The 15,654-nt window shown below is 66.8% G+C and carries 14 protein-coding genes, 2 tRNA genes and 1 pseudogene; 11 read left to right on the plus strand and 6 right to left on the minus strand.

All coding sequences use genetic code 11. The features are described from left to right. Positions 1–116: 116 nt before the first annotated feature. Complete coding sequence (gene tesB, locus GXK59_RS06660) at positions 117–1,097, minus strand: acyl-CoA thioesterase II (protein ID WP_160665386.1); 981 nt, start codon at positions 1,095–1,097, stop codon at positions 117–119. 63 nt (positions 1,098–1,160) lie between these two features. Between tesB and GXK59_RS06665 the strand changes: the two genes are divergently transcribed. Continuing rightward, on the plus strand, positions 1,161–1,820 hold the full coding sequence (locus tag GXK59_RS06665; protein ID WP_160665388.1) for a hypothetical protein: 660 nt from the start codon (positions 1,161–1,163) through the stop codon (positions 1,818–1,820). Between the two features lie 170 nt (positions 1,821–1,990). Continuing rightward, complete coding sequence (locus GXK59_RS06670) at positions 1,991–2,584, plus strand: Pr6Pr family membrane protein (protein WP_237393806.1); 594 nt, start codon at positions 1,991–1,993, stop codon at positions 2,582–2,584. 52 nt (positions 2,585–2,636) lie between these two features. Here GXK59_RS06670 and GXK59_RS06675 read toward each other — a convergent pair whose 3' ends face one another. The 4 genes from GXK59_RS06675 to pepN form a co-directional block, all read right to left on the minus strand. Further along, positions 2,637–3,095, minus strand: coding sequence for a globin (locus GXK59_RS06675; RefSeq protein WP_160665390.1), 459 nt, complete (start codon positions 3,093–3,095; stop codon positions 2,637–2,639). A gap of 4 nt (positions 3,096–3,099) precedes the next feature. Continuing rightward, positions 3,100–3,759, minus strand: coding sequence for a mechanosensitive ion channel family protein (locus GXK59_RS06680; protein WP_160665392.1), 660 nt, complete (start codon positions 3,757–3,759; stop codon positions 3,100–3,102). Between the two features lie 117 nt (positions 3,760–3,876). Beyond that, positions 3,877–4,362 (minus strand): OsmC family protein, encoded by a 486-nt coding sequence (locus GXK59_RS06685; RefSeq protein ID WP_160665394.1) that lies wholly within the window; start codon positions 4,360–4,362, stop codon positions 3,877–3,879. After that, complete coding sequence (gene pepN / locus GXK59_RS06690; RefSeq protein WP_160665396.1) at positions 4,359–6,917, minus strand: aminopeptidase N; 2,559 nt, start codon at positions 6,915–6,917, stop codon at positions 4,359–4,361. Before pepN ends, GXK59_RS06685 begins: the two co-directional genes overlap by 4 nt. 148 nt (positions 6,918–7,065) lie before the next feature. Between pepN and GXK59_RS06695 the strand changes: the two genes are divergently transcribed. The 3 genes and pseudogenes from GXK59_RS06695 (at position 7,066) to GXK59_RS06705 (ending at position 9,610) form a co-directional block, all read left to right on the plus strand. Further along, complete coding sequence (locus tag GXK59_RS06695; protein WP_160665398.1) at positions 7,066–8,067, plus strand: hypothetical protein; 1,002 nt, start codon at positions 7,066–7,068, stop codon at positions 8,065–8,067. A 119-nt stretch (positions 8,068–8,186) separates the two neighbouring features. After that, positions 8,187–8,678: a ribose-5-phosphate isomerase gene (locus GXK59_RS06700; protein WP_160665400.1), complete on the plus strand. Its 492-nt coding sequence runs from the start codon at positions 8,187–8,189 to the stop codon at positions 8,676–8,678. After that, positions 8,678–9,610: pseudogene (locus GXK59_RS06705) on the plus strand (Fpg/Nei family DNA glycosylase). Before GXK59_RS06700 ends, GXK59_RS06705 begins: the two are co-directional and overlap by 1 nt. Before the next feature lie 140 nt (positions 9,611–9,750). Here GXK59_RS06705 and GXK59_RS06710 read toward each other — a convergent pair. Continuing rightward, a tRNA-Gly gene (locus GXK59_RS06710) sits at positions 9,751–9,821 on the minus strand. 133 nt (positions 9,822–9,954) lie between these two features. Here GXK59_RS06710 and GXK59_RS06715 point away from each other — a divergent pair. The 6 genes from GXK59_RS06715 to GXK59_RS06740 all read left to right on the plus strand — a co-directional run bounded on the left by GXK59_RS06715 (position 9,955) and on the right by GXK59_RS06740 (position 15,336). Continuing rightward, positions 9,955–10,029 (plus strand) — tRNA-Pro (locus GXK59_RS06715). A gap of 68 nt (positions 10,030–10,097) precedes the next feature. Beyond that, entirely contained in the window at positions 10,098–11,504 is a 1,407-nt protein-coding gene (gene tig / locus GXK59_RS06720; RefSeq protein WP_160665402.1) for a trigger factor, read from the plus strand. A gap of 246 nt (positions 11,505–11,750) precedes the next feature. After that, positions 11,751–12,389, plus strand: a complete 639-nt coding sequence (locus GXK59_RS06725) for an ATP-dependent Clp protease proteolytic subunit (RefSeq protein WP_160665404.1) — start codon at positions 11,751–11,753, stop codon at positions 12,387–12,389. Positions 12,390–12,427: 38 nt separating this feature from the next. After that, a complete protein-coding gene (locus GXK59_RS06730; protein ID WP_024365645.1) occupies positions 12,428–13,087 on the plus strand; it encodes an ATP-dependent Clp protease proteolytic subunit in 660 nt (219 codons plus the stop codon). Positions 13,088–13,304: 217 nt separating this feature from the next. Further along, a complete protein-coding gene (clpX, locus tag GXK59_RS06735; RefSeq protein WP_160665406.1) occupies positions 13,305–14,585 on the plus strand; it encodes an ATP-dependent Clp protease ATP-binding subunit ClpX in 1,281 nt (426 codons plus the stop codon). A 130-nt stretch (positions 14,586–14,715) separates the two neighbouring features. After that, complete coding sequence (locus tag GXK59_RS06740) at positions 14,716–15,336, plus strand: mycothiol-dependent nitroreductase Rv2466c family protein (protein ID WP_160669033.1); 621 nt, start codon at positions 14,716–14,718, stop codon at positions 15,334–15,336. Positions 15,337–15,654 lie beyond the last annotated feature (318 nt).

Consider the following 15,654-nt stretch of genomic DNA (forward strand, 5'->3'; position numbering starts at 1 on the left):
ACTTAGCCCGCGACGCACACGAGCGGAACAGAAAGGCCGGCTCCCCGCCAAGGGAGCCGGCCTTTTCGCGTGGCAGCGGCAGCGGCGACGGGCAGCCGGGCCCGACGGTACGGGGGTCAGCCGCGTTCGGCCTTGCGCATCTGGTGCTCCAGGACCTTGGTCTGGACTACGCCCTTGACCTTGCTCTTGAGGTCCGTGGGAACCCGGATCATGCCTTCCTGCGCCACTGTGGCCACATGCCGGCCGTCGCGGCTGAAGATCTTGCCGGTGGCCAGGCCGCGGGCGCCCTGGGCGCTGGGGGACTCCTGGACGTAAAGCAGCCACTCGTCCACCCGGACCGGCCGGTGCCACCACATGGCGTGGTCCAGGCTGGCCACGGACATGCCCGGGGTAATCCAGCTCATTCCGTGCTTGCGCAGGATGGATTCCAGCAGGGTGTAGTCACTGGCGTAGGCCAGGGCAGCGCGGTGCAGTTCCGGATCATTGGGCATCGGTCCGAACGTCTTCATCCAGACGGCGTTGCGCGGTTCCTTTTCGCCCTTGGCCGAGACGTACAGCGCCGGGTCGACGTGCCGGATGTCAAAGGGCCGCTCATACGCCCAGTGGCGTGCCACCGGGTGGTCGAACTTGCCCAGCAGGTCAGCGGTGCTGGGCAGCGACTCCGGCCCCGGGATGCCGGCCGGCATCTCGGACTGGTGCTCGATTCCCTCGTCCTCATCCTGGAAGGAGGCGATCATGGACAGGATGGGCATGCCCTCCTGGTACGCATGGACACGCCGCGCCGAAAACGAGCGGCCGTCCCTCAGCCGCTGGACGCCAAAAGTGATCGGCTTGTTGGCATCCCCCGGACGCAGGAAGTACCCGTGCATGGAGTGCACGCCGCGCTCCTCCGGAACTGTCCGGCTGCCGGCGATCAGGGACTGCGCCAGCACCTGGCCGCCGAACACGCGGTGCCGGGGCTGCTGCTGGGAGGGGCCCATAAAGATGTCCTCGTCGGTCCGGGCACCCTCCAGTTCACCGAGGTTCAGCAGGTGGAGGAGCGAGGAGGTGGGGTCCTGTGTCGGCGGCCCCTGCAATCCGGCTTCGGCTTCAGTCATGGTTCGACTCTAGACGTCCCTGCGGCACCGCCCCAAAGAGGCACAGCCGGTAGAGTCGAGATTGTGTCTGACGTCCTAACCCAGCCCCTGCAGTTCACCGATCCCCGCGACCTCGCAGATCTGCGCACCTTCGCCACCCGCGCCAAATCGATCGACGACGGCGCCATCCGTCTCCAGGCGTCCGGCCAGGTGCTCGCGGCCTACGTGTGTGTGCTGCGGCCGCGGCTGCTGGGAGAGTCGACGCCGACGATCCTCGGGCTGCGGACCATGGCCCTGGCGCAGCCGGCGGACACGGATGTTACGGTCCCGATCTCTGCGGTGCTGGACCGGCTGGCACGCGCGGGGGAGAACGACGTCGAGCTGCCGCTGCCGCCGGTGACCGTCACCGAATCATGGGCCGGCGTCGGTGCGCCCCGGACCGGGTGGGAGGCCGTCGCCACGCTGCCGGATTCCGCCCTGCGCCAGTCGGCCGAGGCCGGCATCAGTGAGATCGCGGCCATCATTCCGGACAAACCCGGCGCCTTGATCGTCAACAACGCCCGCGCCACGGTCTGGGGCAGGGAACTGCCCGGCGCCGGCGGGCTCCCGCTGGGCGCCGCCTTCGCGGCCCTCACGCTGGGCTTCCTGGCCGACGGCGAACAGCAGCTCTACCGGGCCGGACGCTGGTTCCGGCTCAGCGGGCCCCGGGGGCACGTCCTGGCCCGCACCGGTTCGGGACTTTAGGCCTTCGGGATGACAGCCTGGCGCCCTCGCCGGTCTTGACGGGCCTGCCATACTGGGCCCATGAGCGGCATGTCGGTGCTGGATCCCCCGAGTGACACCTTGGCTTCAACGATGCGCTGCATCCGGACCGCAGGTGGATCCGCGCGCTCCGTTTCACGGTCGGCATCCTCGTGCTTGTCGCCCTCGTCCGGAAGACGTACGACGCGACGCTCCCGGGCAATGACGTGGACATCGCCCAGCTCTACTCGGAATTCACGGTCCAGTCGAACCTTGCGCTTGGGCTCGTGCTCGTCGCATCCGCTGCGCTGCCGCGGACCCGGCTGCCGGAGTGGTGGGACCGCCTGTTCGGTGCGCTGGCCTTGTACCTCGTGATGACGGGCCTCATCTATGTCGTCCTCGTGGCCCCGCCCGGGGAGCCGTGGTGGAGCCTGGACATGTACTGGCCCCAGCTCGTGCACCACCGCCTGGCTCCGCTGTTCGCCGCGCTCGACTGGCTCCTGGTCACGAGGACCGTGCGCGGCACCTGGCGGCGGCCGATCATGTGGCTCGGCTACCCCGCCGCCTTCCTCGTCTTCTCGTGGGTGCGCGGTGCGATCGACGGCTGGTACGTCTACGACTTCCTCGATCCGACGCTCGACGGCGGCTGGCCGGCCGCGCTGACGACAACGGCCCAGGTGCTCGTCGCTTTCCTCATCGTGGCGGTCCTCCTGCACGTCGCCGGCAATGCGCGCGCCGCGCTCGCGGTACGGCACGGACGGCGCTGATCCCCGGCCGGTTCCGCACCGGCGCACCGCAGCAACGTCGCGGTTCCGCCCCTCAGGCTCCGGACGGGCTGTTCACCATGGAGAGGGCCGCCCGCTCCATGTAGTCCCACAGCGTCCCCTCATAGAGCGGCGGGAGCTCCAGGGAATCCACCGCGGCGCGCATGTGGTGCAGCCACCGCTCCTTCGCTTCGGGCGTGACACGGAAGGGCTGGTGCCGCATCCGCAGCCGGGGGTGGCCGCGCTCCTCGCCGTACGTCGTCGGGCCGCCCCAATACTGCTCGAGGAACATCAGGAAGCGCCGCTTGGCCGGGCCCAGGTCCTCCTCCGGGTACATCGGGCGCAGCAGCGGATCCGTCGCCACGCCGTCGTAGAACACGTCGATGAGCTTCACGAACGTCTCATGGCCGCCCACGGCGTCGTAGAAGTTGTCTGTGTGCCCGGGCTGGGTGAACGGATCATTCTGCAGCAGCTGCTTGGGCTGGCGGGGGTCGCCGGCGAGGGGGATCGTCATGGCTCTATTCTCCGGCCTTCTGCTGGGATGCGTCGCCGGCGTCGTCCGCCGCCGGCGCGTCGGGCGGAACGTAGGTGCCCTGGGAGCGGTTGCCCACCCGCAGGATTTCGCCGTTGCGCAGGTACCAGATGGTGCCGTCCTCGGCCCGGACCCGGGTGATCCGGAGGTTCATCTGTTCCACCGTGCCCACCACCTCGGAGGTCTCGATGATGTCACCGATGCCGTACTGGTCCTCGATGGTGATGAAGATGCCGGCCAGGAAGTCCCGGATCAGCTGCTGGGCGCCGAAGCCGATGGCGATACCGAGGATTCCGACGCTGGTCAGGATCGGGGCCACGTCCACGTTCAGGTTCTTGAGCACGTAGACGCTGGTGAGGACGGCCACCAGGACACCCACGACGCTGCTGAGCAGCGCACCGATGGTGTTGGCCCGCTGGACCCGGCGTTCGTGGTCGAGGGCGCGGAAGGCGGGGGCCACCCAGCGGAAGTGCGGCTTCTTGAAGAACGTGCTGCCTGCGGCGACGCGTTTGGTGATGCCGGAGATCACGAAGGACGCCACCAGCCAGACGGCGACGCCGACCCCCAGGCTGATGAGGACACCCGGAAGGTTGATGGCGGAGATGTCCGGAGGGGTGATGGGTTCGGTGGTGGTGAGGCTGATCATCGGCGGGGGAGTACTCCTTGTTGCTGCGCTCTGGTCTACTTCAACAGTAGCGCCGCCGCGTGGCCCGGTGCGCATCCAGGGCGTCCCCGGCCGGGCCCGAGGGCCCGGCTGAGCTGCTCAGCCCGCCTGGCCCCCGACCACCACGCTGGGTTCGTGGCGCACCGGGAAGTTGACGCTCCGGGCGATGAAGCAGACCCTGTTCGCGCCGGCGTGGAGCTCCTCCATGAGCTCCTCGGCCGCCGGCGCAGCCAGGGTCACTCGCGGCTTGAGCGTGACCGACTCGAACTGCCCGCTGCCGTCCCGGTTGGTCCGCATCAGCCCCTCGGCCCGGTCCTCGTACGCGGTGACCACCACACCGTGCTTCACGGCAACATGCAGGAAGGAGAGCATGTGGCACTGGGACAGGGCTGCCAGCAGCAGCTGTTCCGGGTTGTAGCGGTTCCGGTCGCCGTGGAAGGTCGGGTCCGCGGAGCCCCGCAGGACGGGCAGCCCGGGGATCTCGACGTCGTGGTCGCGTGAGTAGCCGCGGTACGACGCCGTCCCCTCGCCGAGGTTCCCGGTCCAGCGCACTGTCAGCGCGTAGCGGTGCTCATCGAGGCTCATGCGCCGACGTCGGCCTGGCGGGCGCGCAGCGCGCGGGCCACGCCGTCGCGGTTCTCCAGCATCATCCGCCGCAGGGCCGTGCTGTCCGCCGGCAGTGAGGCCAGGAACGCGTCGGTCCGGTCCACGGTCGCCTGCGTGGTCAGCTGCGCCGGGTAGAGCCCGACGACGATCTGCTGGGCCAGCGCGTGGGTGCGGTCCTTGACGATGCCCGGGACGGCGTCGAAGTACTTCCCGGCGTACGGCTCCAGCAGGGACGAGTCCAGCACCCGGGTGAAGCCGCTGACGGCCGAGCCCTGGAGCGCGTTGGACAGCTCGCCCCTGACCACAATCGAGTCCCAGGCCGCGGCCTTGGCCTCGGGGGTGGGAATCGCGGCTGTGGCGAGGGCCGCCGCGTTCTGCCCCGTGGCGGTGTTGTCATGCGCCAGCTCGGCGTCGATCTTCTCCTGTCCGGCGCGGCCGCCGACAACGAGGGAGGTGAGCAGTTCCCAGCGCAGGTCCTGGTCCACGGTGAGGCCCTCCAGCGCCAGGCTGCCCTCCAGGAGGCCGGACACGGTGTCCAGCTGGGACGCGCTGCGGGCCAGCAGTGCATAGGACTTGACGAACTGCAGCTGCGCGTCGGAGCCGGCCGGGACGCCCGAGGCGAGGTCCCAGAGCCGGTCCGCGGCGGCAACTGCGGTGGCTTCCTTGTGTTCCGCGGCCACGTAGAAGTTCAGGGTGGTGGCCAGCTGGCGCAGCTGGACGAGGATGACCGAGGAATCGGATTCCTCGGCGATGTTGGCGAGGATCAGTTCCACATAGCCGCGGGCGGGGGTTTCGCCGTCGCGGGCCGCGTCCCAGGCCGAGCCCCAGACGAGGGTGCGGGGGAGGCTCTGGCTGAAGTCCTTGAGGTGCGCGGTGGCGGTGGCGAGGGACGTCGGGTCGAGACGGACCTTGGCGTAGGCGAGGTCGTCGTCGTTGAGCAGGATCAGGTCCGGCCGGGCGAGCCCGGCCAGCGCGGGCACCTCGGTGCGGCCGCCGTCGACGTCGAGCTCCTCGCGGTGGACGCGTTCCAGCTTCCCGTCGCCGTTGAGGTTGTAGAAGCCGACGGCGAGCCGATGCGGGCGGAGGGTGGGCTGGCCCTCGGTGGCGGACTGCAGGATCGCGAAGGAGGAAATCGTCCCGTCGTCGCCCACGGACAGCTCGGGCTTGAGCGTGTTGACACCGGCGGTTTCCAGCCAGAGCCGGCCCCACTGGTCCAGGTCGCGGCCGCTGGCCTTTTCGAGTTCGGCCATCAGGTCGCTGAGCTCGGTGTTCTGCCACGCATGCTTGCGGAAGTACTCGCGGACACCGGCCATAAACTCCTCCGGACCCACCCAGGCGACGAGCTGGCGGAGCACCGAGGCGCCCTTGGCGTAGGTGATGCCGTCGAAGTTGACCTCGACGTCCTCCAGGTTGTTGATTTCGGCGAAGATCGGGTGGGTCGTGGGGAGCTGGTCCTGGCGGTAAGCCCAGGACTTTTCCACCGAGGCGAAAGTGGTCCAGGCGTGGTCGAACCTGGTGTTTTCCACTGCGGCCAGGTGGGACATGTACTCGGCAAAGGACTCGTTGAGCCAGAGGTCGTTCCACCAGCGCATCGTCACGAGGTCCCCGAACCACATGTGGGCGAGTTCGTGGAGCACGGTGATGGCGCGGCGCTCCACCTGGGCGTCGGTGACCTTGCTGCGGAAGACGTAGCCTTCCAGGATGGTCACGGCCCCGGCGTTTTCCATGGCCCCGGCGTTGAACTCCGGCACAAAGAGCTGGTCGTACTTCTCGAACGGGTACGGGCAGCCGAACTGTGCCTCGAAGAACTCGAAGCCCTGGCGGGTGAGGTCGAAGATGTTGTCCGCGTCGAGGTACTGCATGAGGGACTTGCGGGCGAAGACTCCCAGCGGTGTGACCTTCCCGTCGGCGGAGACCACCTCGCTGCGGACCGACTGGTAGGGCCCGGCGATCAGGGCCGTGACGTAGGAGGAGAGCCGCGGCGTGGGGGAGAACTCCCAGACGGAGCGGGCGCCGCCGTCGGTGCCGGGGATGGTCTCGACCGGCACGGGTGTGGGGGAGTTGGAAATGAGATCCCAGTGCGAGGGGGCGATCACCGTGAACGTGAAGGTGGCCTTGAGGTCGGGCTGTTCAAACACGGCGAACATCCGCCGGGAATCCGGAACCTCGAACTGGGTGTAGAGGTAGACCTCGTGGTCCACCGGGTCCACGAAGCGGTGCAGCCCTTCGCCGGTGTTCATGTATGGGGCCTCGGCGACGACCAGCAGCTCGTTTTCCGCCGCCAGATCCGGCAGCTGGATGCGGACGCCGTCGGAGACCTCTGCCGGATCAAGGTCAACACCGTTCAGGGTGACGCTCTGCACGGTGTCGGTGACGGCGTCGATGAACGTCGAGGACCCCGGCCTCGCCGTGAACTTCACGGCGGTGGTGGTGCCGAAGACTTTCTCACCGCGGGTCAGGTCGAGCTCGACCTCGTAGGAGTCGACGGCGATCAGTTCGGCGCGCTCGCGTGCCTCGGCGCGCGTCAGGTTCATTCCGGGCAAAGTGGGGCCTCCAGGGATGCTGTGGGGTTGGGAGAACTCGGTACTGTGAAATTATTCTTTCACTTCTGCGGCACTTGGCAAGTTGCCTGGGTCACACCAACATACCGAAGGCCGAATCTCCGGGGGTAGCGTTGGGGATATGGGAAAGTTTCGGGATTCCGTCGACGCCAGGGCGCTGCGCTTCGCCGTGGGGTTCCCGCTGATGCTTGCAGCGGCGTTTGTGGTGTGCGCGTTCCTCATCCGCCCCGACCTGCCCGAGCCGCTGGCGGTCCGCTGGGCGGAGGGCGCCGCCGCGGACTTTGCGCCGTTCGGGGCCGTGGTCGGAGTCGGGGCGGCCATGATCGTGCTGCTCGGCGGTGCCGTGCTGGTGCAGGCGGTGCCGCTGTCCCGTCCGGCCGTGATGCGCCGGATCATGATGGGTGCCGGGCTTTTCGTCAGCCTGTTCATCACCACCGTCCTGGCCGCTGTGCTGGTCGGACAGCTCGGACTCGGCAACGCGCGCCAGGCCCAGGTGGACGTCGCCGTGCTCGCCATGGGCAGCGGCGCCGCCCTGGGCCTGGGCGTTGTGATGGGCTTCGTCTTCAAGGCTGACGAACGCTGGTCGGCCGAGGACGACCGGGCCATCGCGGAAGCCCTGGCCCGCGAGCTCGATCCCGAGCTGGCCCGTGATTCGGTGAGCCTGTGGGTCCATGCCCGCAGCTCGGTCTTCGTGATGCTCGGGATCGCCACCCTGCTTCCCGCCGCGCTCCTCACCATCGCCGTGCCCTGGCTGGCTGCCTTCCTGGTCGCCCTGGCCCTGCTGGCCGCCGCGTGCCTTTTCGCCCGTATCCGGGTGGACCGCAGCGGCCTGCGGGTCTTCGCCGCCGGGTTCGTGCGGGTGATGGACGTGCCGGCCGCGGCCATCGAGTCGGCGACGCCGAAGGAGATCAGGGCGGCCGACTACGGCGGCTGGGGCTACCGCAGCCACGGCACCACGACGGCGCTGCTGGTCAGCAGCGGACCGGCAGTCGTCGTCGGCCGTTCCGACGGGCGGACCCTGACCGTCAGCGGCGGGAGTGCCACGACGGCGGACAACGTCGCTGAGGTGATCTCGCGGGTGGCGGCACGGGCGCACCGCACCGGGGGCGCCGCCGGTTTGTGAAGTCCGGCCGGCAGCCGGACAGCCCCGCCGCCCGGTGCCCTAGTAGGCTGGGAACAGCCTCCAAACCGCACCCGCAGCCCACGTGACTTCACTGATCTGCCCAACTGAACGGATACGCCGTGACCCCCTTTGACCTCCCGCGCGTGCACATTGCCACCGACCACGCCGGCATGGAACTCAGCGCGCACCTCGTCAGCCACCTCAGCGCCAAAGGCTACGAGGTTCTCAACCACGGCCCCAAGGTCTATGACGCCCTGGATGACTACCCCTCCTTCTGCATCAATGCCGCGCTCGCGGTGGTCGCGGACCAGGAGGCCGGCACCAACGCCCTCGGGATCGTGCTGGGCGGCTCCGGCAACGGCGAGCAGATTGCCGCCAACAAGGTCAAGGGCGTCCGCGCCGCCCTGGCCTGGAACCTGTCCACGGCGAAGCTGGCGCGCGATCACAACGACGCCAACGTGGTCGCCGTCGGTGGCCGGCAGCACAGCGTTGAGGAGGCCACGGAAATCATTGAGGCGTTCCTGGCCGAACCTTTCAGCAACGACGAGCGCCACGTCCGCCGGATCGGCAAGATCGCCACCTATGAGCGCACCGGCGAGGTCGTCGCCTAGTGCCGGAAGGGCATTCCGTCCACCGGCTGGCCCGCCAGTTCGGGGACGTCTTTATCGGGGAGCGGCTCGCGGTGTCGAGTCCGCAGCGGCGCTTCGTCCAGGGTGCGGCGCTGCTGGACGGCCACACCCTCACCGGCTCCACCGCGCACGGGAAGCACCTCTTCCTGGAGTTCGAGCACGGGCTGCTGCTGCACGTCCACCTCGGCCTCTATGGCGCGTGGGACTTCGGCGGCGACGCCGGCTTCCGGGGCGCGTCCAGTATCGGCGCGCCGCGGAAAGTGGGGGAGCGGGAGGTTTACGACGACGGCGCAACGGCCGGGCCGGCCCGGTACGAGGGCCCGCCCGCGCCGGTCGGTGCAGTCCGTGTCCGGCTCGCCAGCGCCCATGGCTGGGCCGACCTCCGCGGCGCCACCACCTGCGCGGCGATCACGGAGGAAGAGGCCGCGGCCGTGCTGGCGCGTCTGGGTCCCGACCCGCTGCGGAACCTGCCCGGCGACCGGGACTCCTTCGTGACCGGGACCCTGGCCAGGCGCACGCCGCTCGCGGCCCCGCTGATGGACCAGAAGGTCATTGCCGGCGTCGGCAACGTCTAGCGCGCCGAACTGCTGTTCCGGCGGGGCCTGGACCCCTGGCTGCCGGGCAATGCGCTCGCCGCGGATGCGGCCCGGCAGCTCTGGGACGACACCGTTGCGGTGATGTCCGACGAGGTCCGCGACGGCCGGATTATCACAACGCCCCCGCAGTACTGGAGCGGGCCCGCCGGCGGCGCCCTGCTGAGGGTCGGAACACGTGACGGACTGCCGGCCCCGGAGGAGTCCCATTTCGTCTACCGGCGGCAGGGGCTCGATTGCCGTGACTGCGGAACGCCGGTGGCATTGACCGATCTCGGCGCCCGCAAGCTCTACTGGCGCCCCGGCTGCCAGGCACCCTGAATCCCGAGGCACGCCGTCGACCCCGCGTCGACTGCTCCACAACTGCCCTTTTGAACCGCGAGAAGGGCAACTGCGGAGCAGTCGATGGGGGTGGACACGAAAAAGCCCCTCCGGAGAGGGGCTTTTTCGTCATATTTCGGAGGGGACGACGGGAATCGAACCCGCGTAATCAGTTTGGAAGACTGAGGCTTTACCATTAAGCTACGTCCCCGGGAATTTGCAGGAACCATCCAGCAAAACTTCCGGGCGGCTGTTGAAGCCGGATACAACTAAACCTAATTCAGGGCCCCGGTGTCAAATGTGCAAACCGGCACAATTTGACCGTAGACTGTTCTGTGCACTTACGGGGTGTAGCTCAGCTTGGCTAGAGCGCCTGCTTTGGGAGCAGGAAGTCGCAGGTTCAAATCCTGTCACCCCGACTCTGCAGGTACTGCCAGACCCTTGGCGGTGCAGAACCCCACCCCCTAAAACCAGGAGTACTTAGACTGTGAAGAGCGCTGTCGAGAACCTCACCCCCACGCGGGTCAAGCTCAATGTTGAGGTCCCCTTTGAGGAATTGAAGCCCAGCATCGCAGAGGCATACAAGACTGTTGCTTCGCAGATCCAGGTTCCCGGTTTCCGCAAGGGCAAGGTCCCCTCCAAGCTCATTGACCAGCGCGTTGGCCGCGGCTACGTGCTGGAAACTGCCATCAACGACGGCCTCAACGGCTGGTACCAGGCAGCAGTTCAGGAAACCGGCATCCGCCCGCTGAGCCGTCCCGAGGTCGAGATCACCGAGGTCCCGGACCCGTCCGCCACCGACGGCGAACTCAAGTTCCACGCCGAGGTTGACGTCCGCCCCGAGATCGAACTGCCCGACTACGCCGGCATCAAGGTTGAGGTTGCCGCTGCTGAGTCCACCGACGCCGACGTCGACAAGGCCCTGGACGAACTCCGCGGCCGCTTCGGCACGCTGAAGTCCGTGGACCGCCCGACCGCCGACAAGGACTTCCTGACCATTGACATCACCGCCTCCATTGACGGCGCCGAGGTTGATTCCGCCGCTGGACTGTCCTACCAGGTCGGCGCCGGCACCATGCTCGAAGGCCTCGACGAGGCCGTGACCGGCCTCAGCGCCGACGAAGACGCCATCTTCGACACCACCCTTGTGGGCGGCGAGCACGCCGGCGAGTCCGCCCAGGTCAAGGTTGTCGTCAAGTCCGTCAAGGAGCGCGAGCTTCCCGAAGCTGACGATGACTTCGCCCAGCTGGCCTCCGAATTCGACACGCTGGCCGAGCTCCGCGAGGACCTCGCCAAGCAGGCCGCGGAGTCCAAGGTTGTTGAGCAGGGCGTCGAAGCCCGCGACAAGGTCCTCGACAAGCTCGTCGAGCTGGTAGCCGTTCCCGTCCCGGACTCCGTTGTCGAAGAGCAGCTCGAGCAGCACTTCAACGCCGAGAACGCGCACGGCGAAGGTGAGCACGACACCGAGGAGCACCGCGCCGAGGTCAAGGCCAACACCGAGCGCGCCTTCCAGAACGAGATCATCCTTGACGCCATCGCCGAAAAGGAAGAAGTCAATGTCAGCCAGAACGAGCTGATCGACTACATCGTCACCACTGCCGGCCAGTACGGCATGGACCCGAACCAGTTCGCCCAGATCATCGATCAGAGCGGCCAGGTCCCGATGATGGTCTCCGAGGTCCGCCGCCGCAAGGCCCTGGCCGTTGTGCTGGGCCAGGCCGAGGTCACCGACACCGAGGGCAACAAGGTTGACCTCAGCGACTTCGTCCGCCCCGGCGGCGAAGAGGCATCTGTTGAGGCCGACGTCGAGGCTGACGTCGAGGACGCCGCTTCCGAAGAGGCAGCAGCACCCGAGACCGCCAAGAACGATGACCCGGCAGCAGTGAAGTTCTAACACTCCTGTTCGAGTAGTAATTCCGCCGCACCCCCGGATCTTTGATCCGGGGGTGCGGCTTTTTAAGCCCGTGATGAACCCGCCCGGGCAATCGTGCGCCGTCAGCGAACAGCCCCGCGCCTGAGCACAAAGCAGCCGGGAAAACCGTTAGTGTCCATGTAGGAAAGTTCAGTGATGTCGTCCAGTGGCGTCACCGTCGCCAGCGAGAGGTAAGTACATATGTCACAGCAAGCAGGGGCTCCCCGGATGGCTACTGTCGATCCGGCAGCCCAGGATAACTACATTTACAACCGCCTGCTGAAAGAGCGCATCATCTGGCTCGGCTCCGAGGTCCGCGACGAGAACGCCAACGCGATCTGCTCGCAGCTGCTGCTGCTCTCGGCCGAGAACCCCGAGAAGGATATCTACCTCTACATCAACTCACCGGGCGGCTCCGTCACCGCCGGCATGGCCATCTATGACACCATGCAGTTCATTCCGAACGACGTCGTGACCGTCGCCACCGGCCTTGCGGCCTCGATGGGGCAGTTCCTGCTCTCCTCCGGCACCAAGGGCAAGCGCTACGCCACCCCCAATGCCCGCATCCTGATGCACCAGCCCTCTGGCGGCATCGGCGGCACGGCCTCCGACATCAAGATCCAGGCCGAGCTGATCCTGCACATGAAGAAGGTCATGGCCGAGCTGACGGCCGATCAGACCGGACAGTCGGTCGAGACCATCCTCAAGGACAACGACCGCGACAAGTGGTTCACGGCCAAGGAAGCCCTCGAATACGGCTTCTTTGACAAGATCGCGGCGCACGCGGGGTCCGTGGCCGGCGGCGGCGGAACAAATGCCTCCGGCGCAAACGCCGGCGGCTCAGACGACGCAGCCACCGAGAACTGACCGGCACGGAGACAGCAATGAATTCAGGAGCAATGAACATGAACTACAATTTCGGTTCGACGGCCGGTAACCTGCCGAGCAGCCGCTACGTGCTGCCGCAGTTCGAAGAGCGCACCCCCTACGGCTTCAAGCGCCAGGACCCTTACACCAAACTGTTCGAGGACCGCATCATCTTCCTCGGCGTCCAGGTTGACGACGCCTCGGCCGATGACGTGATGGCGCAGCTGCTGGTGCTCGAGTCCACTGACCCGGACCGCGACATCACGCTCTACATCAACTCCCCGGGCGGCTCGTTCACCGCCATGACGGCGATCTACGACACCATGACGTACATCCGCCCGGAGATCCAGACCGTCTGCCTCGGCCAGGCCGCCAGCGCCGCAGCCGTCCTTCTCGCAGCAGGCACGCCGGGCAAACGCCTTGCCCTGCCGAACGCCCGCGTCCTGATCCACCAGCCGTCACTGTCCGGCGGCCAGGGCGGCCAGGCCTCCGACCTGGAGATCCAGGCGGCCGAGGTCATGCGCATGCGGGAATGGCTCGAAAACACGCTGGCCAAGCACTCCGGCCGGACGCCGGAGCAGGTCAACAACGACATCGAGCGCGACAAGATCCTCACCGCGGCCGAGGCCATGCAGTACGGCCTGATCGACCAGGTGCTGGATTCGCGCAAGATGAAGCCCCAGGCCATCACCAAGTAGCGCAACACGTACGTAACAAGCAGTTCCCGGCACCGGTGCAGCCCACTTCAAGTGGCCGCACCGGTGTCGGCTTTCCACCCAACAGGCCTAAAGTGACCTAGAGTGGAACATGTCACGGCTGGCCTCCCTCACGGAAGGTCCGTGATTCCAGTAACGGGTGCAGCGCTGCGCAGGAGTAGGACACAGCCGGCAGCAAGATACTAAGAGGGGTTCACATATGGCTCGGATTGGCGAGAGCACGGATCTGCTGAAGTGTTCTTTCTGCGGAAAGAGCCAGAAGCAGGTTCGGAAGCTCATTGCCGGGCCTGGCGTCTACATCTGCGACGAGTGCATTGAACTCTGCAACGAGATCATTGAAGAAGAACTCGCCGAAGTAGCTGACCTTGGCAGTTTCGAGCTGCCCAAGCCCCGCGAGATCTTCGACTTCCTGCAGGAATACGTGATCGGCCAGGAGCCCGCCAAGCGCTCGCTCGCCGTCGCGGTCTACAACCACTACAAGCGTATCCAGGCCGGCCATGCCCCCAAGAGCGGCAGCCTCGCCGAGGGCGTGCACCACGACGACGTCGAGATCGCCAAGTCCAACATCCTGCTGATTGGCCCTACAGGCTGCGGCAAGACCTACCTGGCGCAGACTTTGGCCCGCCGCCTCAACGTCCCCTTCGCCGTCGCCGATGCCACCGCGCTGACCGAAGCCGGCTACGTCGGCGAGGACGTCGAGAACATCCTGCTGAAGCTCATCCAGGCCGCCGACTACGACGTCAAGAAGGCCGAACAGGGCATCATCTACATCGACGAGATCGACAAGATCTCGCGCAAGAGCGAAAACCCCTCCATCACCCGGGACGTCTCGGGCGAGGGTGTGCAGCAGGCCCTGCTGAAGATCCTGGAAGGCACGGTCGCCTCGGTTCCGCCGCAGGGCGGCCGCAAGCACCCGCACCAGGAATTCATCCAGATCGACACCACCAACGTGCTCTTCATCGTCGCCGGCGCCTTTGCCGGCCTCGAGGAGATCATCGGGTCGCGGTCCGGGCGCAAGGGCATCGGTTTCGGCGCCCCGCTCAACGAGGTCAAGAACAACACCGACTCCTATGGCGAGGTCATGCCCGAGGACCTGTTGAAGTTCGGGCTCATCCCGGAGTTCATCGGCCGCCTCCCGGTCATCACCACGGTCTCCAACCTGGACCGGGCGGCGCTCATCCAGATCCTGTCCACGCCGAAGAACGCCCTCGTCAAGCAGTACCAGAAGATGTTCCAGCTCGACGGCGTCGAGCTGGTCTTCGATGAGGAAGCGCTCAACACGATCGCCGACCAGGCGCTGGAACGCGGCACCGGTGCCCGCGGGCTCCGCGCCATCATGGAGGAAGTACTGCTCCCCGTCATGTTCGACCTGCCCAGCCGGGACGACATCGCCACGGTGGTCATTACGGAAGACGTCGTCTCCAAAAAGGCCGCGCCCACGCTGATCGCCCACGACGTCAAGCGCCGCAAATCCGCCTGATCCGGAATAAACGGGCCGCACCGGCCGCTGTGACTTTTGACGCGCCCGTTTTTCGAGCCATGGAAAGCGAGCCACGGCAGCGCACCTTTCCCCGCAGACTTCCCGAAGGAGACTACCTGTGCCTGAATCCATGACCACCAACGCAACCACCAACAAGGCGGACTTCTGGTTCGACCCGATGTGCCCCTTCGCCTGGGTGACCTCCCGCTGGATCAGCGAGGTGGAGGACGTCCGCGACATCAGCACCGAATGGCACGTCATGAGCCTCGCCATGCTGAACGAGGGCCGCGAGGAGCTCCCGGAGGAGTACAAGGCGTTCCTCACCAAAGCCTGGGCCCCGGTGCGCGTGATCACGGCCGCCGCCCAGCAGCACGGCACCGGGTACGTGAAGGCGCTGTATGACGCCATGGGCACCAAGATCCACAACGAGGGCAACCAGGACATCGCCGAGGTCATTTCCAAGTCCCTCGCCGAGGTTGGCCTCCCCGCGGAGCTCGCGGCGGCAGGCCAGAGCGATGAATTCGACGCCAGGCTCCGCACGAGCCACGAGGCCGGCATCTCCCTGGTGGGCCAGGACGTCGGCACGCCCATCGTGGCCTTCAACGGAACCGCCTTTTTCGGCCCCGTTCTCACCCGCATCCCGCGCGGCGAGGACGCCGGCCGTCTGTGGGATGCCTCGGTGACCCTGGCGTCGTTCCCGTACTTCTACGAAATCAAGCGCAGCCGGACTGAAAGCCCCGTGTTCAACTAGCCTTCGGCGGGCCGGAAAACGGCGGCACAGGAACGGCATAGGGCCCCGGCAGAACTACTCTGATGTAGTTCGTCCGGGGCTCTTGTGCATGCGTCCGGGCAGGATCACAATTGAACTTACCCACTTCGAAAGAAGCGGGACGCAGGAACCAAAGATTCAGTGACACTCATCCGACGCAGCCTTCGGCAAAGTCAGATGATGGCTACCAGTGACGAGGTAGGAAGACCTGAAAATCCAAGGATCCCGCCAGGTTGCCTAAGACGTCACGTGGCAATCGAAAAGTCGAAGCCCCACCAACGGCAAAACGCTGATGGGGCT

Origin of the sequence: Pseudarthrobacter sp. ATCC 49987 (assembly GCF_009928425.1) — a bacterium.
In the GTDB taxonomy this organism is placed as follows: Bacteria; Actinomycetota; Actinomycetes; order Actinomycetales; family Micrococcaceae; genus Arthrobacter.